Origin of the sequence: Micromonospora sp. NPDC049275 (genome assembly GCF_043197115.1) — a bacterium.
Lineage (GTDB): Bacteria > Actinomycetota > Actinomycetes > Mycobacteriales > Micromonosporaceae > Micromonospora.
On record NZ_JBICSN010000005.1, the window covers coordinates 21,164 to 37,670 of the forward strand.

The window sequence follows — 16,507 nt, forward strand, 5'->3', positions numbered from 1 at the left end:
CGGCGCCGAGATCGAGAGCAGGTGCGCAGGGCCCTTCGGCCCGACCTATGACCGGCACCCCACCTCCCGGCCCGCCCCGGGTGCAGACCAGGATCACCGTGCCCGACCCCAAGATCATGGTCAATCTGCTCGGCGCGGGCGACGAGATCCTGCGACTCGTCGAACGCTCGGTCGCCAGTGACGTGCACGTCCGGGGCAACGAGATCACGATCACCGGCGCCCCCGCCGACAACGCCCTCGCCGAGCGGGTCTTCAGTGAGCTGCTCGAACTCATCGAGAAAGGCGAGACCCTGACCAGTGACGCCGTCCGGCGTACCGTCGGCATGCTCGAGCAGGGCAGCGCCGAGCGGCCCGCCGAGGTCCTGACCCTCGACATCCTCTCCCGTCGCGGACGCACCATCCGCCCCAAGACACTCGGGCAGAAGCGGTACGTCGACGCGATCGACTCACACACCATCGTCTTCGGCATCGGCCCGGCCGGCACCGGCAAGACCTACCTGGCGATGGCGAAGGCCGTCCAGGCGTTGCAGGCCAAGCAGGTCAACCGCATCATCCTGACCCGGCCGGCGGTCGAGGCGGGGGAGCGGCTGGGCTTCCTGCCCGGCACCCTCAACGAGAAGATCGACCCGTACCTGCGCCCGCTCTACGACGCGCTGCACGACATGCTCGACCCGGAGTCCATCCCGAAGCTGATGGCCGCCGGGACGATCGAGGTCGCGCCACTGGCGTACATGCGGGGTCGCACCCTGAACGACGCGTTCATCATCCTGGACGAGGCGCAGAACACGACGCCCGAGCAGATGAAGATGTTCCTCACCCGGCTCGGCTTCAATTCCAAGATCGTCGTGACGGGTGACATCACCCAGGTGGACCTTCCCGGCGGGACGAGCAGCGGCCTGCGGGTGGTCCGGGAGATCCTGGAGAACGTCGACGACGTGCACTTCTCCCAGTTGTCCAGCTCCGACGTGGTCCGCCACCGGCTGGTCGGGGAGATCGTCGACGCGTACGCCCGCTGGGACGCCGAGCGGGAGAACCAGCAGGCGCAGGGCGTCCATGCCGTGCCCGGGCGACCCGCCCAGGGCGGCCGGGCCGGCCGCCGCCGCTAAAGCAGAGGAAAGCAGTTGTCCATCGAGATCGCCAACGAGTCCGGTGTCGAGGTCGACACCGATGCCGTGCTCGCCGTCGCCCGGCACGCCCTCGACGAGATGGGGGTCAACCCCCTCGCCGAGCTGTCCGTGCTGCTCGTCGACATCGACTACATGACCGAGCTGAACCACCGCTGGATGGGCGGGGACGGCCCGACCGACGTGCTCGCCTTCCCGATGGACGAGGGAAGCGTCGACCACGGCCCGGGCGAGAGCGCCCCCGCCGGCGGCGAGCCCGCCCTGCTCGGTGACATCGTGCTCTGCCCCGAGGTCGCTGCCAAGCAGGCGGCGACCGCGGGGCACGTCTCGGCCGACGAGCTGCACCTGCTCACCGTGCACGGGGTGCTGCACCTGCTCGGCTACGACCACGCCGAGCCGGAGGAGGAGCGCGAGATGTTCGCTCTGCAGGCTCGACTGCTGGCGAGCTGGCGGTCGACCCGCACCCAGTGATGTCCACTCCTCCGTTACTCGCGGTCGGCCCCACGGCCGGCCTTCCCGACCTGCAACTGATCGTCTTCGCGGCGGGCCTGGTGGTGCTGGCCGGTGTGATCGCCATGACCGAGGCGGCGCTCGCTGCGGTCTCGCCGGCCCGGGCCGCCGAGCTGGCCCGTGACGGCGTACGCGGCGCCCGGACCCTCCAGGTCGTGGCCTCGGACGTCGTCCGGCACCTCAATCTGCTGCTGTTGCTGCGGCTGCTCGCCGAGCTGACCGCCACCACGCTCGTGGCGTTGGTCGCGGTGGACAGCTTCGGCGCCGGCTGGCGTGCCGCGCTCGTCACCGCCGGCGCGATGACAGTGGTCAGCTTCGTGGTGGTAGGTGTCGCGCCGCGCACCATCGGCCGGCAGCACGCGTACGCGGTGGGCCGGGCGGTCGCGCCGCTGGTCCGCTGGCTGGGCCGCGCGCTCAACCCCCTCGCGTCGCTGCTCATCCTGATCGGCAACGCGGTCACCCCGGGGCGCGGCTTCCGGGAGGGGCCGTTCGCCAGTCAGGTGGAGCTGCGCGAGCTGGTGGACCTGGCCGAGCAGCGCGGCGTCGTGGAGCACGGCGAGCGTCAGATGATCCACTCGGTCTTCGCGCTCGGCGACACCATCGCCCGTGAGGTGATGGTCCCGCGTACCGAGATGGTGTGGATCGAGGAGGGCAAGACCCTCGCGCAGGCGTTGGTGCTCTTCCTGCGGTCGGGTTTCTCGCGCATCCCGGTGATCGGGGAGAGCGTCGACGACGTGCTCGGTGTGCTCTACCTGAAGGACCTGATCCGCCGGTCGAGGGGCGGCGACCCGGACGCCGAGCAGTTGCCGGTGGCGGAGCTGATGCGGCCGGCCACCTTCGTGCCGGAGTCCAAGCCGGTCGACGATCTGCTGTCGGAGATGCAGGCGGCCCGCAACCACCTGGTCATCGTGGTCGACGAGTACGGCGGCACCGGCGGTCTGGTCACCATCGAGGACATCCTGGAGGAGATCGTCGGTGAGATCACCGACGAGTACGATGTCGAACGCCCGCCTGTCGAACGCCTCGCGGACTCCTCGGTGCGGGTGACCGCCCGCCTGCCGGTGGAGAACCTGGGCGAGATGTTCGGCGCCGACCTGCCCACCGACGAGGTGGAGACGGTCGGTGGCCTGCTCGCCCAGTCGCTGGGGCGGGTGCCGATCCCCGGAGCGCAGGCCGAGGTGGCCGGCCTCCGGCTGGTCGCCGAGGGCACCACGGGCCGGCGCAACCGGATAGACACCGTCCTGGTCAGCAGGGTGGAGTCGGGCGACGAGCAGGACAGCACCGGGCGCGGCGACCATGCCGGCCCCGGGGACGACCCGGATCATTATCGAGACGAGGAGAGGCAAGCCGCCGATGCCTGAGACACCCGCCGCGCCCGCCGCCCAACCCACCCCCACCGCGCCGGCACCGCTGAGCGCCGAGGACGGCAAGCTCGTCGTCCTGGCCCGGGGCGCCCGCGGGCGGGTCGGTGCCGTGGAGGGCGCCGCGGTTCGGGACTCGGACGGCCGGACGTACGCGGCGGCCAGCGTCGCGCTGCCCTCGCTGACCCTCACGGCTCTGCAGTTGGCGGTGGCCTCGGCCGTGGCCGCCGGGGCGGGCCGGCTGGAGGCGGCGGCGGTGGTGACCGAGGCGTCGACGCTGGACGGCGCCGGGCACGCCGCCGTACGCGACCTCGCCGTGGACGCGCCGATCCACCTGGCCGCGCCGGACGGCACCGTGCTCGGCACGGTGACCCAGTGAGCCCCGTCCGGGATCCGGAGCCGCGTCCGTACCGGGCCGGGTTCGGCTGTTTCGTGGGCCGTCCCAACGCCGGCAAGTCCACGCTCACCAACGCCATCGTCGGCACCAAGATCGCGATCACCTCGAACAAGCCGCAGACCACCCGGCACGTCATCCGGGCGGTGCTGCACCGTCCGGAGTCGCAGCTGGTCCTGGTGGACACGCCGGGTCTGCACCGCCCCCGTACGCTGCTCGGTGAGCGCCTCAACGACCTGGTCCGCTCCACCTGGACCGAGGTCGACGTGATCGGCCTGTGCATCCCGGCGGACGAGCCGGTGGGGCGCGGCGACCGGTTCATCACCGGCGAGCTGGCCGAGCTGAAGGCGACAGTGCTGGCGGTGGTCACCAAGACCGACCTGGTGGACAAGCGCCGGCTGGCCGAGCAGCTGCTCGCGGTGAGCCAGCTGGGGGAGTTCGCCGAGATCGTGCCGGTGAGCGCGGTCTCCGGGCACCAGGTGGACACGCTCGTCGACGTGATGACCAAGTACCTGCCGCCGTCGCCGCAGCTCTACCCGGACGACATGCTCACCGACGACCCGGAGCAGGTGATGGTCGCGGAGCTGATCCGGGAGGCGGCCCTGGAGGGCGTCCGCGACGAGCTGCCGCACTCCATCGCCGTGGTGGTGGAGGAGATGATCCCCGAGGGTCAGGTCATCAAGATCTACGCCGACCTGTACGTGGAGCGGCCCAGCCAGAAGGCCATCGTTCTCGGTCACAAGGCGAGCCGGCTCAAGGAGGTCGGAACGAACGCCCGCCGGCAGATCGAGGAGCTGTTGGGCAGCCGGGTCTATCTCGACCTGCACGTACGGGTCGCAAAGGACTGGCAGCGCGACCCGAGGCAGTTGCGCAAGCTGGGCTTCTGAACGTCGCCGGCCGGGCCGGGTCGCCGGTCGGTCCGATCGTCGGCCGAGCGTGGGCAGCTTCACGATCGGCCGGGGTCGGCGTCGTTTGGCGCGCGGGCCGCGGAGGGTAGGGGAAAGAACACCCCCGCGTCCCCGATCCAGATGCAGGCTGATGCGCAACAGATACCTCGATCTGCTCCGTTTCCTGGCCATCGTCCGGGTGGTCGTCTACCACGTCACCGGGTGGGCGACCCTCACGCTCGTCTTCCCGGCCATGTCGGTGATGTTCGCGCTGGCCGGCTCGTTGATGGCCGCCTCGCTCGCCCGCTCCGGCCCGGTGGCGGTCGGCCGCCGGTTGCGCCGTCTGCTGCCGTCGCTGTGGGTGCTGGCGGCAGTCTTCGTGCCGGCCATGCTGCTCACCGGGCTGTCGCTGTCGCCCCGGGTGCTGCTGTGGCTGTTCCCGATCGCCGATCCGCCGGCGAACAACTGGGGTGCGGTGGGACTGAGCACCATCTGGTACCTGCGCGACTACCTGTGGTTCGTGCTCGCCTCGCCTGTCGCGCTCTGGCTGTTCCGGCGGGCGCCGCTGCCCACCCTGCTCGCCCCGTACGTGGTGCTGGTGACGATCGAGGTGGGGATCTACCCGGCGCCGCCGGTGGTGCGCGAGTTCGGGCTGTACTTCGGCGCGTGGTTGCTCGGTTTCGCGCACCACGCCGGGATGCTGCGCCGACTCGCCGGTCGGGTGCTGTACCCGCTGTCGCTGGCCCTCGCTGTCGCCGGCGGGGCCTGGATCGTCACGCATCCCGGCCCGCGCGGGTACGACCTCAACGAGAACCACCTCGGCAACGCGCTGTGGTCGGCCGCGTTCATCCTGGTCGTGCTGGGTCGGGCGCCGGCCGGGGTGGCCTGGCTGGAGCGCAGCCGGCTGGCCGACCGGGTGGTGACAGTGGTCAACCGGCGGGCGCTCACCATCTATCTCTGGCACATGCCGTTCGTGGTGGCGCTGACTCCGCTCGTCGACGTGGTCGGGTGGTCGCGCCAGGACCCGGTGGGGCTGGCCGTCCGGGTGCTGCTGGTCTTCGCGCTGGTCGGTCTGGTCACCCTTGTCGTCGGCTGGGTCGAGGACGTCGCCGCCCGTCGCCGCCCGGAGCTGATCCCCGCCGGCTCGGCGACCGTACCGGCGCAGCGGGTGTCCGGTGCGGCGGCGACCGTTGAGATCACCGCTGGCTGACCGACATCAACGCTGGCTGATCGTCACGTCGCCGCTGCCGGCCGAGCCGTCGAGCACCAGGGACGCGGCCGGGTCGTCGGCGACGGTGATCCGGGCGTCGCCGGAGCCGGTGCTGGAGCGGACCCGGTAGCTGCCGGCCGGCACCACCAACGAGACGTCCCCACTGGAGGCGTGCAGACGTGCCGAGGCGGCCGTCTCCAGCTCGACCGTGACGTTGCCGGACCCGGCCTCCGCGTCCGTCGTGCCGCCCACCCGGCGAGCGGTGATGTCGCCGGAGCCGGCGCGCAGTCGCACTGCCGAACGGGCCTCACTCACCTCGATGTTGCCGGAGCCGGTCTCCACGTCGATCGCCCCGGCGACGTCGCTGATCCGCACGTCGCCCGAGCCCAGCCGCAGCTTCACCGCGCCGGTCTTGGTCAGCTCGACGTCACCCGAGCCGCTCTCGCCCTGCACGGTCACGCCCTCTCCAACTGTCACCTCGTACGAGACGCTGCACCGGTTGCCGCAGTCGGTGTCCAGCACCAGCTCGCTGTCCTTGATCTCGTACCGGGTCTTCGGTTCGCCGCCCTGGTAGCGCACCACCCGCTTGATCCGTGCCTCGCCTGCCGTGCCGGTACCGCGGACGATCACGTCCCCGGAGCCCCCCTGCACACGGATGGTGGTGATCTTCACCGCCTCGGTGTTGTCGTAGTCGAGCCGGCGGAAGGACAGGTTGTCGCACCCGGCGAGCAGGATGAGGGCGGTGGTCAGCCCCAACGCGACGGGCGCGGCGGCGCGGCGACGACGGGCGGCGGTGGTCTGGTGCAGTGCCATGGCGAGCACGCTACGGCCGGTGACGAGCGGTGCGCATCGGGGTTCGTCCGCGCATCCACCCCGAGCCGACCCTGATTTCACACCCCGAGGGAGAATGGTCCGATGGCCGGGTACCGCCGACAGCTCTACCGCGACGACGCGGTGGTGCTGCGTGTGCAGAAGCTCGGCGAGTCCGACCGGATCATCACGCTGCTCACCCGCCGGCACGGCCGGCTGCGGGCGGTCGCCCGGGGGGTCCGGCGCACCATGAGCAAGTTCGGCGCCCGGCTGGAGCCGTTCGGTCACGTGGATCTCCAGCTCGCCGGTGACCCGAAGGGCAACCTCGGCAGCTCGCTGCACACCGTCAGCCAGGTCGAGGGCATCGAGCTGTACGGCAAGCGGTTCCTCGGGGACTATCCCCGCTACACGGCGGCCAGCGCGATCGCCGAGACGGCCGAGCGGCTGACGCCTGTCGAGCGGGAGCCGTCGCTGCGGCTGTTCCAGCTCACCGTGGGGGCGCTGAAGGCGCTGTCCCGAGGCGAGCACGCGACGACGCTGGTGCTCGACGCGTACCTGCTGCGCGGGATGGCCCTCGCGGGCTGGGCGCCGGCGCTTGTCGCCTGCGCGGTCTGCGGCACCCCCGGGCGGCACCGTGCGTTCTCCGTGCCGGCCGGCGGCGCGGTCTGCCCGGACTGCCGGCCACCCGGCGCGGCCCACCCCGCGCCGGCGACCATCGACCTGATGTCCGCGTTGACCACCGGTGACTGGGTGGTCGCCGACGCGACCGAGGCCGGTGTACGCCGGGAGTGCAGTGGCCTGGTCGCGGCGCACCTCCAGTGGCATCTGGAACGCGCGCTACGCTCGCTGCCGCTGGTCGACCGGGGTCCCTCGGTCGCCGGCTCGGTCCCGCCGCCGGGCGGCGGTGGGGCTGCGATGCTCCGGCCACGCGGTGACGTCGAGGCCGGTGCGGACGGCACGAGCAGGGAGAGAGCCGAGTGATCCGATCGATGAGGCCCGGCCGGCGCGAGCCGACGCCACCGACGCCGCACCCGTCCGGTGCCCGGCCGCCGGCGCTGCCGAGCGAGGCGGTGCCGAAGCACGTGGCGGTCGTGATGGACGGCAACGGCCGGTGGGCCAAGGACCGCGGGCTGCCCCGCACCAAGGGCCACGAGGCGGGGGAGCACAGCCTCTTCGACACCATCGAGGGCGCCATCGAGATGGGCATCCCCTACCTGTCGGCGTACGCGTTCTCCACCGAGAACTGGCGGCGCTCGCCGGACGAGGTCCGGTTCCTGATGGGGTTCAACAGGGACGTGATCCGTCGACGCCGCGACCAGTTGGTCGACCTCGGCGTCCGGGTGGTCTGGTCCGGGCGGCCGGGGCGGTTGTGGAAGAGCGTCATCTCCGAGTTGCAGACCGCCGAGGAGATGTCCCGGGGCAACTCGACGCTGACCCTGCAGTTCTGCGTGAACTACGGCGGGCAGGCCGAGATCGGCGACGCGGCCGCGGCGATCGCCCGGGACGTGGCGGCCGGTCGACTGGACCCGTCGAAGGTGACCGAGAAGACCGTCGCGAAGTACCTCTACCACCCGGAGATCCCGGAGGTGGACCTGTTCCTGCGGCCCTCCGGCGAGGAGCGGATCTCCAACTTCCTGCTCTGGCAGACCGCGTACGCCGAGCTGGTCTTCCTGGACACGCTCTGGCCGGACTTCGACCGCCGCCACCTGTGGTACGCGTGCGAGCTGTACGCCCAGCGGGACCGGCGCTTCGGCGGGGCACTGCCCAACCCGGTGGCCCCGACGGTCTGAGCGAGGCTTACCGACACGTCACGCTGGGTATCACCTCCGTCAGACAGCTACTGACGGAGGTGAACCCACATGATCCAGAAGCGCATTGCCCAGTGGGCGGTGATGGCCGTCGCGGTGCCGCTGGCTGCGGCCGGCGCCCGCCGGCTCAGCCACACCCTGGAGGCCCGGCGTGGTCCCTCCGGGGCGACCCGGCTGCTGACCAGGGGCGCGGATCTGATCCGCCCGCAGAAGGCCAAGCGCCGCCGGTTCTGGTAGGTCGCGACTCTCCGGCGCCGCCCGCACGAACGCGGGCGGCGCCTTCTCGTGCCCGCGCCCACCCCCGTGGGGCGCCGTCGGTGGGCGTGCCGGTGCCGCTCGGGCGGTTGGCCGGGATGTGCGACTGTTCGCAGGTGGTGCGGGATGGGGGCGGGTAGGGTCCGGAGGTGGCGGGATGATGGCGGTTTGGGGTGGATATGCGGGATCTCCGATACAAGATGATCATGGCGTTGAACGCGGCCGATCTGGGTGACCCGATCTGCGAGCAGGTGGCCGAGATCTGCGCCGAGATAGCCGAGCAGCACTGCGCGGAGTTCGGTCACACGCCACAGCTGCGTACCGGTGAGATCGCCGAGCTGGCCACCGGCGAGCCGGCCCTGGCCTGGGCGCCGACGACCCCCGACGCCGGGCAGCGTGCCTGGTGACCGCACCCGCGCCGTCGGTCGACCTGCGTCGCGCCGACGACCGGTTCGCCACCCGCATCTCCTGGTTGGACTCCAAGCACTCCTTCTCGTTCTCCCGGCACTACGACCCGGCCAACACCCATCACGGGCTGCTGCTTGTCAACAACGACGACGTGGTCCGCCCGGGCGCCGGCTTCGAGACCCACCCGCACGAGGACATGGAGATCGTCACCTGGGTGCTGCGCGGCTCGCTCGTGCACCAGGACTCGACAGGCCACTCCGGAGTGATCTATCCGGGCCTGGCGCAGCGGATGAGCGCCGGCACCGGCATCCTGCACTCGGAGAAGAACGACGCCTGGCGGCTCAACAACCAGGAGCCGCACAGTGATCCCGTGCACTTCGTGCAGATGTGGGTGCTCCCCGACGAGCAGGGCGTCGACCCCGGCTACGAGCAGTTGGAGATCGAGGACGAGTTGCTGCGCGGCGGCCTGGTGCCGATCGCCTCCGGGATGGACCGCTACGACGGCGCGTCCGCGATCCGGATCCGCAACCGGTACGCGACCCTGCACGCCGCCCGACTCGGCCCCGGCGACGAGGTCACCCTCCCGGATGCGCCCTTCGTGCACCTGTACGTCCCGGACGGCACGGTGACCCTGGAGGACAGTGGCCCCCTCGGGACCGGCGACGCCGCCCGGCTCACCATGACCGGTGGCCGGCGGGTGACCGCCGACGAGCCGGCCGAGATCCTCGTCTGGGAGATGCACGCCACCGTCGCCTGACCGGTGCCCCCGACGCCTCCCGTCGGGCCCATGATCACGCTCGAACATGGATGGAGGGGCCTCCCGTTGTCGGGAGACCCCTCCATCATCGATTCAGTGCGATCTTGCGGGCGCGGAGCGCTCCCCGTTACGCCGGGGACTCGGTCTTGTCGCCGGCCCAGGTGGTGTGGAACGAGCCCTCGCGGTCGACGCGCTGGTAGGTGTGCGCGCCGAAGTTGTCCCGCAGGCCCTGGATCAGCGCGGCGGGCAGCCGCTCGGCGCGCAGCGCGTCGAAGTACGCAAGCGACGACGAGAACGCCGGCGTCGGCACACCCGCCCGGGCGGCGTCGGCCACGACCCGCCGCCAGCTCGGCACACCTGCCGCGACCGCCTCGGCGAAGTACGGTGCCACCAGCAGCGTGGGCAGGTCGGGCTGCTCGTCGTACGCCTCGCGGATGCGGTTCAGGAAGCGGGCGCGGATGATGCAGCCGCCCCGCCAGATGGTCGCCGTGCCACCGAGGTCGATGTCCCAGTTGAACTCCTGGCTGCCGGCCCGGATGTGGTCGAAGCCCTGCGCGTACGCGACGATCTTGGAAGCGAGCAGCGCGCGGCGGACGTCCTCCACGAACGCGTCCCGGTCGGCGACCTGCCACTGCTCACCCGCGTCCGGGAATGCCCGACGGGCGGCCTCGCGCTGGTCGACGTGCCCGGACAGCGAGCGGGCGAACGTCGCCTCGGCGATCCCGGTGATCGGAATGCCCAGGTCGAGGGCGCTCTGCACCGTCCACCTACCGGTGCCCTTCTGCTCGGCCCGGTCCTGCACGACGTCGACGAACGCGCGACCGGTCGCCGCGTCGGTGTGCGCGAGCACGTCGGCGGTGATCTCGATGAGGAACGACTCCAACTCGCCGCTGTTCCAGTCGCGGAAGATCTCCGCGATCTCCGCCGGCTTCGCGCCCAGACCGGCCCGGAGCAGGTCGTACGCCTCGGCGATGAGCTGCATGTCGGCGTACTCGATGCCGTTGTGCACCATCTTGACGAAGTGCCCGGCGCCGTCCGGCCCGACATGCGTGCAGCACGGCACACCGTCCACCTGAGCCGCGATCTTCTCGAACATCGGCCCGAGCTTCGCGTACGACTCGGCGGAACCGCCAGGCATGATGCTCGGCCCGAGCAGCGCGCCCTCCTCACCACCGGAGACGCCTGTGCCGCTGAAGTGCAGCCCCTGCGCGCGCAGCGCCTCCTCCCGGCGGCGGGTGTCGGCGAAGTGGGCGTTGCCGCAGTCGACGATGATGTCGCCCTCGTCCAGCAGCGGCACCAACTCGTCGATCACCGCGTCGGTCGGCGCACCGGCCTTGACCATCACGATCACCGCGCGGGGCCGTTCCAGCGCCGCCACGAAATCGGCCATCGACTCACCGGGCACGAAGGTGCCCTCGTCACCGTGCTCGGCGACGAGACTGCGGGTGCGCTCCGGTGACCGGTTGTGCACCGCCACGGTAAAGCCGTTGCGGGCCAGGTTGCGGGCCACGTTCCGGCCCATCACCGCCAGCCCGGTCACGCCGATCTGCGCCGTCGCCTGCTCAGCCATTCGTGCCGCCACCTCTCGCCGTCGAACTATCCTGCTGCGACCGTATCGCGGCGGACGACATCGTGGGCGGGTCGTCCCACGGCGGGTCACTGCCTGGTGGCGGCCCGTCCGCGCTGCGCGTCGACATCCCGACCGGCAGTAACGCTCACCCCTGGGCCAGTCGATCCTCCACACGCGCCACCTTCGCGGTCAGCGCGTCGGTGACCCCGGGCCGGACGTCGGCCTTCAGCACGACGCTCACCCGGGGCGCCTGCGCGGCCACCACGTCGACCGCCCGCTTCACCACCGCCATCACCTCGTCCCACTCGCCCTCGACGGTGGTGAACATGGCATCGGTCCGATTGGGCAACCCGGACTCACGGACCACCCGTACCGCATCGGCGACCAGGTCACCCACGGAGTCGCCGCCACCGAGCGGGGTGATCGAGAACGCGACAAGCATGCGCCGATCGTGTCAGGAAAACCGGGTGCGCGTGCGGTCGAGCAGTGGTTAGGGTTCGGACATGCGCAACTGATGCCCCACTTTCCGAGCCGGCCCGCCGCCCCGCGACGGCGGTCCGTGCGCTCCCGGGCGTCGCAGCGTCTCCGTCCACCGTTCGGCGGTGTCGACCCGGCCCGATCCCCGGTGAGCAGTCCCTTCCCCATTCGACCGTCGCGTTGCCACGGTCACCAGCCGACCCGACCGACCGCCGGAGCGCGGGACCGCCGGGGACGGTCGGCACCGAAGGAGGCCCGGATGCCTGCCAAACGCAGTCCGAGAAAGACCCGTACCGCCGCGCCGACCCCACTGGGCACCGACCCGGCGGCCGGCCACGGCCCGCTCGCACCCACCCACCCGGACCTCCCGGTCAAAGCGATCGCGCCGGCGCTCCCGGCGACGTTGACCGGGCCGGCGGCGCTGACCGAGCCGGCGCTGCCGGCGGCGCTGACCGAGCCGGCGCTGCCGGCGGCGCTGACCGAGCCGGCGCTGCCGGCGGCGCTGACCGAGCCGGCGCTGCCGGCGGCGTTGACCGAGCCGGCGCTGGCCGTGGACGTGCCGGCGGCGGTCGACGCGCCGGCGGTGGAAGACCTGTCGAAGACCGCCGGGCGGCCGACGGCGCCGACGGCCGGGCCACCGCAGGCCGGCGGTGACCGCGCGGGTGGCGGCCGCAGCCAGCGGGCCGGTCAACCGCGCCGCTACGCCTTCCGACGCAGCTGACCAACCCCCGCACCGCCGGGGCGGCCGGGCGGTTGATCCACTCAAGGTCGGCGACGTGGGGGTGTCCGGGCATCTGGATGCCCCCATGTCGGCGATGTGGAGTGGATCATCGCGCGTGTGTCCCGGCGATGGGGAGAGGATCAGCCGATCAGGGGCCGGAAGGCACCGAGGAGGACGCTCGTCGTCAGGGCCGCTCCGGCCAGCGCGGCCGCCCCGGCGATCAGCAGCCCGTCGGCGAGGCCGAAGCGCTGGTGGCGGGCGACGGTACGTGGTGTGTCGCCGTCGAACCCGCGCGCGTCCATTGCGACGGCCAGCCGGGTGCCCCGGCGGATCGCCCCGACCAGCAGCGCGAACGCCGTGGACGCGAACAGCCGCAGCTTCGCCACCGGGTTGCGTCCGGCGTCGACGCCGCGCGCCCGCCGGGCCATGCTGATCATTTGCCACTCCTGGCCGAGCAGCGGCACCAGCCGGAACGCGGCAAGCGCGCCGATGGCGAACCGCGCCGGCGCCTTCGCGTTCTGGATCAGCGCGTCCGCCAGGTCGGTCGGGTCGGTGGTGGCGAAGACGATCACGCCGGGCAGGGCCACCGCGAAGATCCGCAGCACCAGACCGAGAGCGGTGCCCAGCACGCCCGTGCTCACCAGCACCGGTCCGACGTCGAGCAGGACCCGGCCGGACTGGTCGGCGGCGAAGAGCACAAGCGTGACCAGGATGCCTGTGGCGCTGAGCAGCAGGGGCAGGGCCCGCCGGGCCAGCACGCGATAGCGGACGCCGAACAGCGGCAGGACGGCGAGTTCGACGGCGATGGCGATCGCCGGCGCCACCGGGTCGAGCGTCGCCAGCAGGGCGAACGAGAAGACCAGGGCGGCGGACACCTTCGCCACCGGGTTGCGCCGGGCCAGCGGGGCGCCGGGCGCGGCGACCGGCTCGATGCTGATCATCCGCGCTCCAGGGTCACGGTCCGGTCGGCGAGCGCGGCGACGAAGTCCAGGTCGTGGGTGACCGCGACCACGCCGTGGCCGGCGTCGCGCAGGTCGGCGAGGAGATCGACAAGCTCCCGCCAGGTCCGCCGGTCCTGACCGAAGGTCGGTTCGTCGCAGATCAGCAGGCGGGGCGCGGTGGCCAGGGCCGTCGCCACGCTCAGCCGCCGCGCCTCCCCACCCGAGAGGGTGTACGGGTTGGCCGCCGCGAGTCGGGTCAGCCGCAGCCGGTCCAGCAGACCCGCGACGGTCTCCCGGACGGCCGCCTCGGGTTGACCCGTCCGGCGGGGACCGAGCGCCAACTCGTCGAAGACTGTTCCGGTGACGAACTGGTGTTCCGGGTCCTGGAACACCGACCCGATCCGCCGGGTCAGCGCGGGCGCCCGCCAGCGGTGCGGGGGAGCGCGGTGGTCGGCTCCGGCCAACTCGACCGAGGCGGTGACCCGGCCGACGCCCGGTTTGAGCAGGCCGCCGAGCAGCAGCGCCAGGGTGGACTTCCCGGCGCCGTTGGGTCCGCGTACCGCGAGGGCCTCTCCGGCGCGTACCGCCAGGTCGGTGTGGCCCAGCCGCGGCGGCAGGCCGAGCCGGTCGGCGGTGAGCAGGACGTCGCCGGGGGCGACGGTGGCCGTGCGGGGCGCGATGGGGTGACCGGGCACCCAGACGCCCTCGGCGGCGAGGGTGTCGCCGTGCGCGGCGAAGACCGCGTCGGGCGTTCCGTCCGCGCGGACGCCGCCGCCGGGCTCCAGGACGACCACCCTGTCGACAAGTGGGAGCGCCTCGGCGACCCGGTGTTCGACGAGGATCAGTGTGGTGTCGACGTCCAGCGCGCCCGCCACCGCGCGTCGGACCAGGGCGGCCCCGTCCGGGTCGAGGTTGGCGGTCGGCTCGTCGAGCAGCAGGAGGCTGGGCCGCAGGGCCAGCGCGCCGGCCAGGGCGAGGCGTTGCTGCTCGCCGCCGGAGAGCGCGGCCGTCGGCCGGTCCCGGGGGTACGGGAAGCCGACCCGCCGCAGCGCCTCGTCGACCCGGGGCCAGATCTCGTCTGTCGGCACGCCCCGGTTCTCCAGCCCGAACGCGACGTCGTCGCCGCTGCGCGCCATCACCAGTTGGCTCTGCGGGTCCTGGAAGACGATGCCGACCCGTTCCCGCGCCTTGCGGGGGTCGAGCCCGTCGATCTCGACGGTGCCCTCCTGCTCGCCGGAATCCTCGGGCAGCAGCCCGGCCAGCGCGCTGAGCAGGGTGCTCTTGCCGGCCCCCGATGGCCCGAGCAGCAAAATCCGCTCCCCGGCCTCCACCCGCAGATCCACCCCGCGCAGAGCCCAGGCCCGCCGCCCGGCGTGCCGCCACCCGAACCCCCGCAACAGAACCCCGCCCCCCACCACACCCACCCCCTCCCGGGCCTCGGCTCCACCCTGCAGTGTCGATCATGAGGTTGACGGTGGTTATGAAGATCCATCCGCCCGTCAACCTCATGATCAGCGCGGAGTGGGGGTGGGGGGTTAGACCAGGGCCCGGTTCTGGCCTGCGGGGAAGCGGTCCAGGGCGCCGGTGTTGGCCAGGGCGCGGGTGAGCAGCCAACCCCCCGCACCGGCGATTACGGTGGAGCTGACGATGGTGAGCAGGGCGTACGGGATGCGGTAGTCGCCCAGCGCGTAGTCGACGTTCCAGACGAAGAAGTCGAACAGCGCCGCGCTGAGACCCGTCAGCGCACCGGCGAGCACGGCGGTCGGCAGCCGGTACGACCGGTACCGGAAGGCGGCGAACGCCAACTCGGCCCCGAGGCCCTGCACGATGCCCTGGGGGATCACCGTGCCGGCCCACTGGCTGCCCAGCAGCGCGGAGACGACCGCGGCCACCGTCTCGCAGTAGAGCGCGGCGCCGGGCTTGCGGATGACCAGGCCGCCGACCACGGCCGGCAGCAGCCAGACGCCGTAGATCAGCGTCTGCGCCGGCGGGAAGAAGGCGAAAGCCCCCTCGGTGGCGCTCCAGACCAGGCCCCAGGCCCAGAAGATGACGCCGAAGGCGACCGCGATCACCGAGGCGACCACGATGTCGATGGTGCGCCAACGGCTTGTGGTGTTGTCCATGCTGTGCTCCCAGTTCAGTGGAACGAACCAGGAGAAGACGCACGCCGCGCGTCCGGTGGCACCGGACCCACGGCGCGGCTGGAGGTCGACCGAACTCCCTGCGCTGGCATTACCCAGATCAGGTTCGAGGGTCTGCGGGCGTGCCCGCACTCTCAGCGCTGTGCGCTCCCCTGTCGGATGTGAAGTTGTCTCGCTGACGCTAGCACCGACCAGGGGTAACGGCCCAGCAGGGCAGCGCGTCACCTGCGCGTCCGGACCGGCGCGGCGGCGGCTGGGTAGGCTGACGATCATGCAGGTCGACGCGCGAGGTCTCACATTCGAGGTACGCACCGGCGGCCCGTCCGACGGCGTTCCCGTCCTGCTGCTGCACGGCTTCCCGCAGCACAGCGGCGAGTGGGACGAGGTCGTGCCGGCACTGCACGCGGCCGGGCTGCGCACGTACGCGCTGGACCAGCGGGGCTACTCGCCGAGCGCCCGGCCGGAAGCGGTGGCCGCGTACCGGATCCCCGAACTGGTCGCCGACGCGGTGGCCGTGCTCGACGCGCTCGGTGTGGACGCCGTCCACCTCGTCGGCCACGACTGGGGCGCGATCGTGGCCTGGGCGGTGGCCGCCGCGCACCCGGATCGGGTCCGTACGTTGACGGCGGTGTCCGTGCCGCACCCGGCGGCCATGGCGCACGCCCTCGGCAGCGACACCGAGCAGAAGGCCCGCTCCTCGTACATCGCGCTGTTCCGCAAGCCGGGCAAGGCCGAGAAGGTGCTGCTGGCGTGGCACGCGACGGCGCTGCGCAGGATGCTCGGCGGGGTGGGCGACGCCTCCCGGGTGAACCGTTACGCCGATCCGATGCGGGAGCCGGGTGCGCTCACCGCCGCCCTGAACTGGTACCGGGCCATGTCCCGCGCCGACCTGGCCGGCGTCGGTCCGGTCGCCGTGCCCACCACCTACGTGTGGAGCGACCGGGACATCGCCATCGGGCGTACCGCCGCCGAGGCGTGCGCCGCAAACGTCACTGGTGACTACCGCTTCGTACCGCTGCCCGGGGTGACCCACTGGATCCCGGACGCCGCGCCCGCCGCGCTGGCCGAGGCGGTCCTGGCCCGGGTCGCCGGGACGGCCTGAGCCGTGCCGGGCCGACGAGCGCCGGGAGGAG

19 protein-coding genes and 1 riboswitch are annotated in these 16,507 nt (G+C 72.3%); of the genes, 13 read left to right on the forward strand and 6 right to left on the reverse strand.

Annotation, left to right across the window (positions count from 1 at the left end; all coding sequences use genetic code 11):
* The first annotated feature begins 47 nt into the window (after positions 1-47).
* From ACGFIE_RS17340 to ACGFIE_RS17365, 6 genes are all read left to right on the forward strand, one after another.
* Positions 48-1,106: a PhoH family protein gene (locus tag ACGFIE_RS17340; protein ID WP_363689230.1), complete on the forward strand. Its 1,059-nt coding sequence runs from the start codon at positions 48-50 to the stop codon at positions 1,104-1,106.
* Positions 1,107-1,121: 15 nt separating this feature from the next.
* Positions 1,122-1,595, forward strand: a complete 474-nt coding sequence (gene ybeY / locus ACGFIE_RS17345) for an rRNA maturation RNase YbeY (RefSeq protein WP_393295724.1) — start codon at positions 1,122-1,124, stop codon at positions 1,593-1,595.
* Positions 1,571-2,995, forward strand: a complete 1,425-nt coding sequence (locus tag ACGFIE_RS17350) for a hemolysin family protein (protein ID WP_363689364.1) — start codon at positions 1,571-1,573, stop codon at positions 2,993-2,995. Before ybeY ends, ACGFIE_RS17350 begins: the two co-directional genes overlap by 25 nt.
* Positions 2,988-3,374, forward strand: a complete 387-nt coding sequence (locus ACGFIE_RS17355; RefSeq protein WP_363689228.1) for a cytidine deaminase — start codon at positions 2,988-2,990, stop codon at positions 3,372-3,374. Before ACGFIE_RS17350 ends, ACGFIE_RS17355 begins: the two co-directional genes overlap by 8 nt.
* Complete coding sequence (gene era / locus ACGFIE_RS17360; RefSeq protein WP_363689226.1) at positions 3,371-4,276, forward strand: GTPase Era; 906 nt, start codon at positions 3,371-3,373, stop codon at positions 4,274-4,276. Before ACGFIE_RS17355 ends, era begins: the two co-directional genes overlap by 4 nt.
* Positions 4,277-4,427: 151 nt before the next feature.
* Positions 4,428-5,486: an acyltransferase gene (locus tag ACGFIE_RS17365; RefSeq protein WP_393295727.1), complete on the forward strand. Its 1,059-nt coding sequence runs from the start codon at positions 4,428-4,430 to the stop codon at positions 5,484-5,486.
* A gap of 6 nt (positions 5,487-5,492) precedes the next feature.
* Here the strand turns inward: ACGFIE_RS17365 and ACGFIE_RS17370 are convergent, their stop codons facing one another.
* Positions 5,493-6,299 carry a DUF4097 domain-containing protein gene (locus tag ACGFIE_RS17370; RefSeq protein WP_393295729.1) on the reverse strand — a complete coding sequence of 269 codons (807 nt, stop codon included), beginning with the start codon at positions 6,297-6,299 and terminating at the stop codon, positions 5,493-5,495.
* Positions 6,300-6,401: 102 nt separating this feature from the next.
* Here ACGFIE_RS17370 and recO point away from each other — a divergent pair, with 102 nt between their 5' ends.
* The 5 genes from recO to ACGFIE_RS17395 all read left to right on the forward strand — a co-directional run bounded on the left by recO (position 6,402) and on the right by ACGFIE_RS17395 (position 9,524).
* Positions 6,402-7,277 carry a DNA repair protein RecO gene (gene recO, locus ACGFIE_RS17375; protein ID WP_393295731.1) on the forward strand — a complete coding sequence of 292 codons (876 nt, stop codon included), beginning with the start codon at positions 6,402-6,404 and terminating at the stop codon, positions 7,275-7,277.
* A gap of 8 nt (positions 7,278-7,285) precedes the next feature.
* On the forward strand, positions 7,286-8,086 hold the full coding sequence (locus tag ACGFIE_RS17380) for an isoprenyl transferase (RefSeq protein ID WP_144057220.1): 801 nt from the start codon (positions 7,286-7,288) through the stop codon (positions 8,084-8,086).
* A gap of 69 nt (positions 8,087-8,155) precedes the next feature.
* On the forward strand, positions 8,156-8,341 hold the full coding sequence (locus tag ACGFIE_RS17385) for a hypothetical protein (protein ID WP_007463934.1): 186 nt from the start codon (positions 8,156-8,158) through the stop codon (positions 8,339-8,341).
* A gap of 224 nt (positions 8,342-8,565) precedes the next feature.
* A complete protein-coding gene (locus ACGFIE_RS17390; protein WP_363689220.1) occupies positions 8,566-8,766 on the forward strand; it encodes a thioredoxin reductase in 201 nt (66 codons plus the stop codon).
* Entirely contained in the window at positions 8,763-9,524 is a 762-nt protein-coding gene (locus tag ACGFIE_RS17395; protein WP_363689218.1) for a pirin family protein, read from the forward strand. The genes ACGFIE_RS17390 and ACGFIE_RS17395 overlap by 4 nt, the downstream gene beginning before the upstream one ends.
* Before the next feature lie 127 nt (positions 9,525-9,651).
* Here the strand turns inward: ACGFIE_RS17395 and gndA are convergent, their stop codons facing one another.
* Both gndA and ACGFIE_RS17405 read right to left on the reverse strand, forming a co-directional pair.
* A complete protein-coding gene (gene gndA, locus ACGFIE_RS17400) occupies positions 9,652-11,094 on the reverse strand; it encodes an NADP-dependent phosphogluconate dehydrogenase (protein WP_363689216.1) in 1,443 nt (480 codons plus the stop codon).
* Positions 11,095-11,239: 145 nt separating this feature from the next.
* The gene (locus ACGFIE_RS17405) at positions 11,240-11,536 is read right to left on the reverse strand and encodes an MTH1187 family thiamine-binding protein (protein WP_363689214.1); all 297 of its coding nucleotides are present in this window, start codon (positions 11,534-11,536) and stop codon (positions 11,240-11,242) included.
* A 294-nt stretch (positions 11,537-11,830) separates the two neighbouring features.
* On the opposite strand from ACGFIE_RS17405, the gene ACGFIE_RS17410 reads away from it, so the two are divergent.
* Positions 11,831-12,292, forward strand: a complete 462-nt coding sequence (locus ACGFIE_RS17410; protein ID WP_393295735.1) for a hypothetical protein — start codon at positions 11,831-11,833, stop codon at positions 12,290-12,292.
* A gap of 140 nt (positions 12,293-12,432) precedes the next feature.
* Here ACGFIE_RS17410 and ACGFIE_RS17415 read toward each other — a convergent pair whose 3' ends face one another.
* The 3 genes from ACGFIE_RS17415 to ACGFIE_RS17425 all read right to left on the reverse strand — a co-directional run bounded on the left by ACGFIE_RS17415 (position 12,433) and on the right by ACGFIE_RS17425 (position 15,356).
* Positions 12,433-13,233, reverse strand: coding sequence for an energy-coupling factor transporter transmembrane component T family protein (locus ACGFIE_RS17415; protein WP_393295737.1), 801 nt, complete (start codon positions 13,231-13,233; stop codon positions 12,433-12,435).
* Positions 13,230-14,651 (reverse strand): ABC transporter ATP-binding protein, encoded by a 1,422-nt coding sequence (locus tag ACGFIE_RS17420; RefSeq protein ID WP_393296385.1) that lies wholly within the window; start codon positions 14,649-14,651, stop codon positions 13,230-13,232. Before ACGFIE_RS17420 ends, ACGFIE_RS17415 begins: the two co-directional genes overlap by 4 nt.
* Positions 14,652-14,768: 117 nt before the next feature.
* Positions 14,769-15,356, reverse strand: coding sequence for an ECF transporter S component (locus tag ACGFIE_RS17425; protein ID WP_393295739.1), 588 nt, complete (start codon positions 15,354-15,356; stop codon positions 14,769-14,771).
* A gap of 77 nt (positions 15,357-15,433) precedes the next feature.
* A riboswitch (TPP riboswitch) is annotated at positions 15,434-15,538 on the reverse strand.
* A gap of 107 nt (positions 15,539-15,645) precedes the next feature.
* On the opposite strand from ACGFIE_RS17425, the gene ACGFIE_RS17430 reads away from it, so the two are divergent.
* Positions 15,646-16,476, forward strand: a complete 831-nt coding sequence (locus ACGFIE_RS17430) for an alpha/beta fold hydrolase (RefSeq protein WP_393295741.1) — start codon at positions 15,646-15,648, stop codon at positions 16,474-16,476.
* Positions 16,477-16,507: the final 31 nt, after the last annotated feature.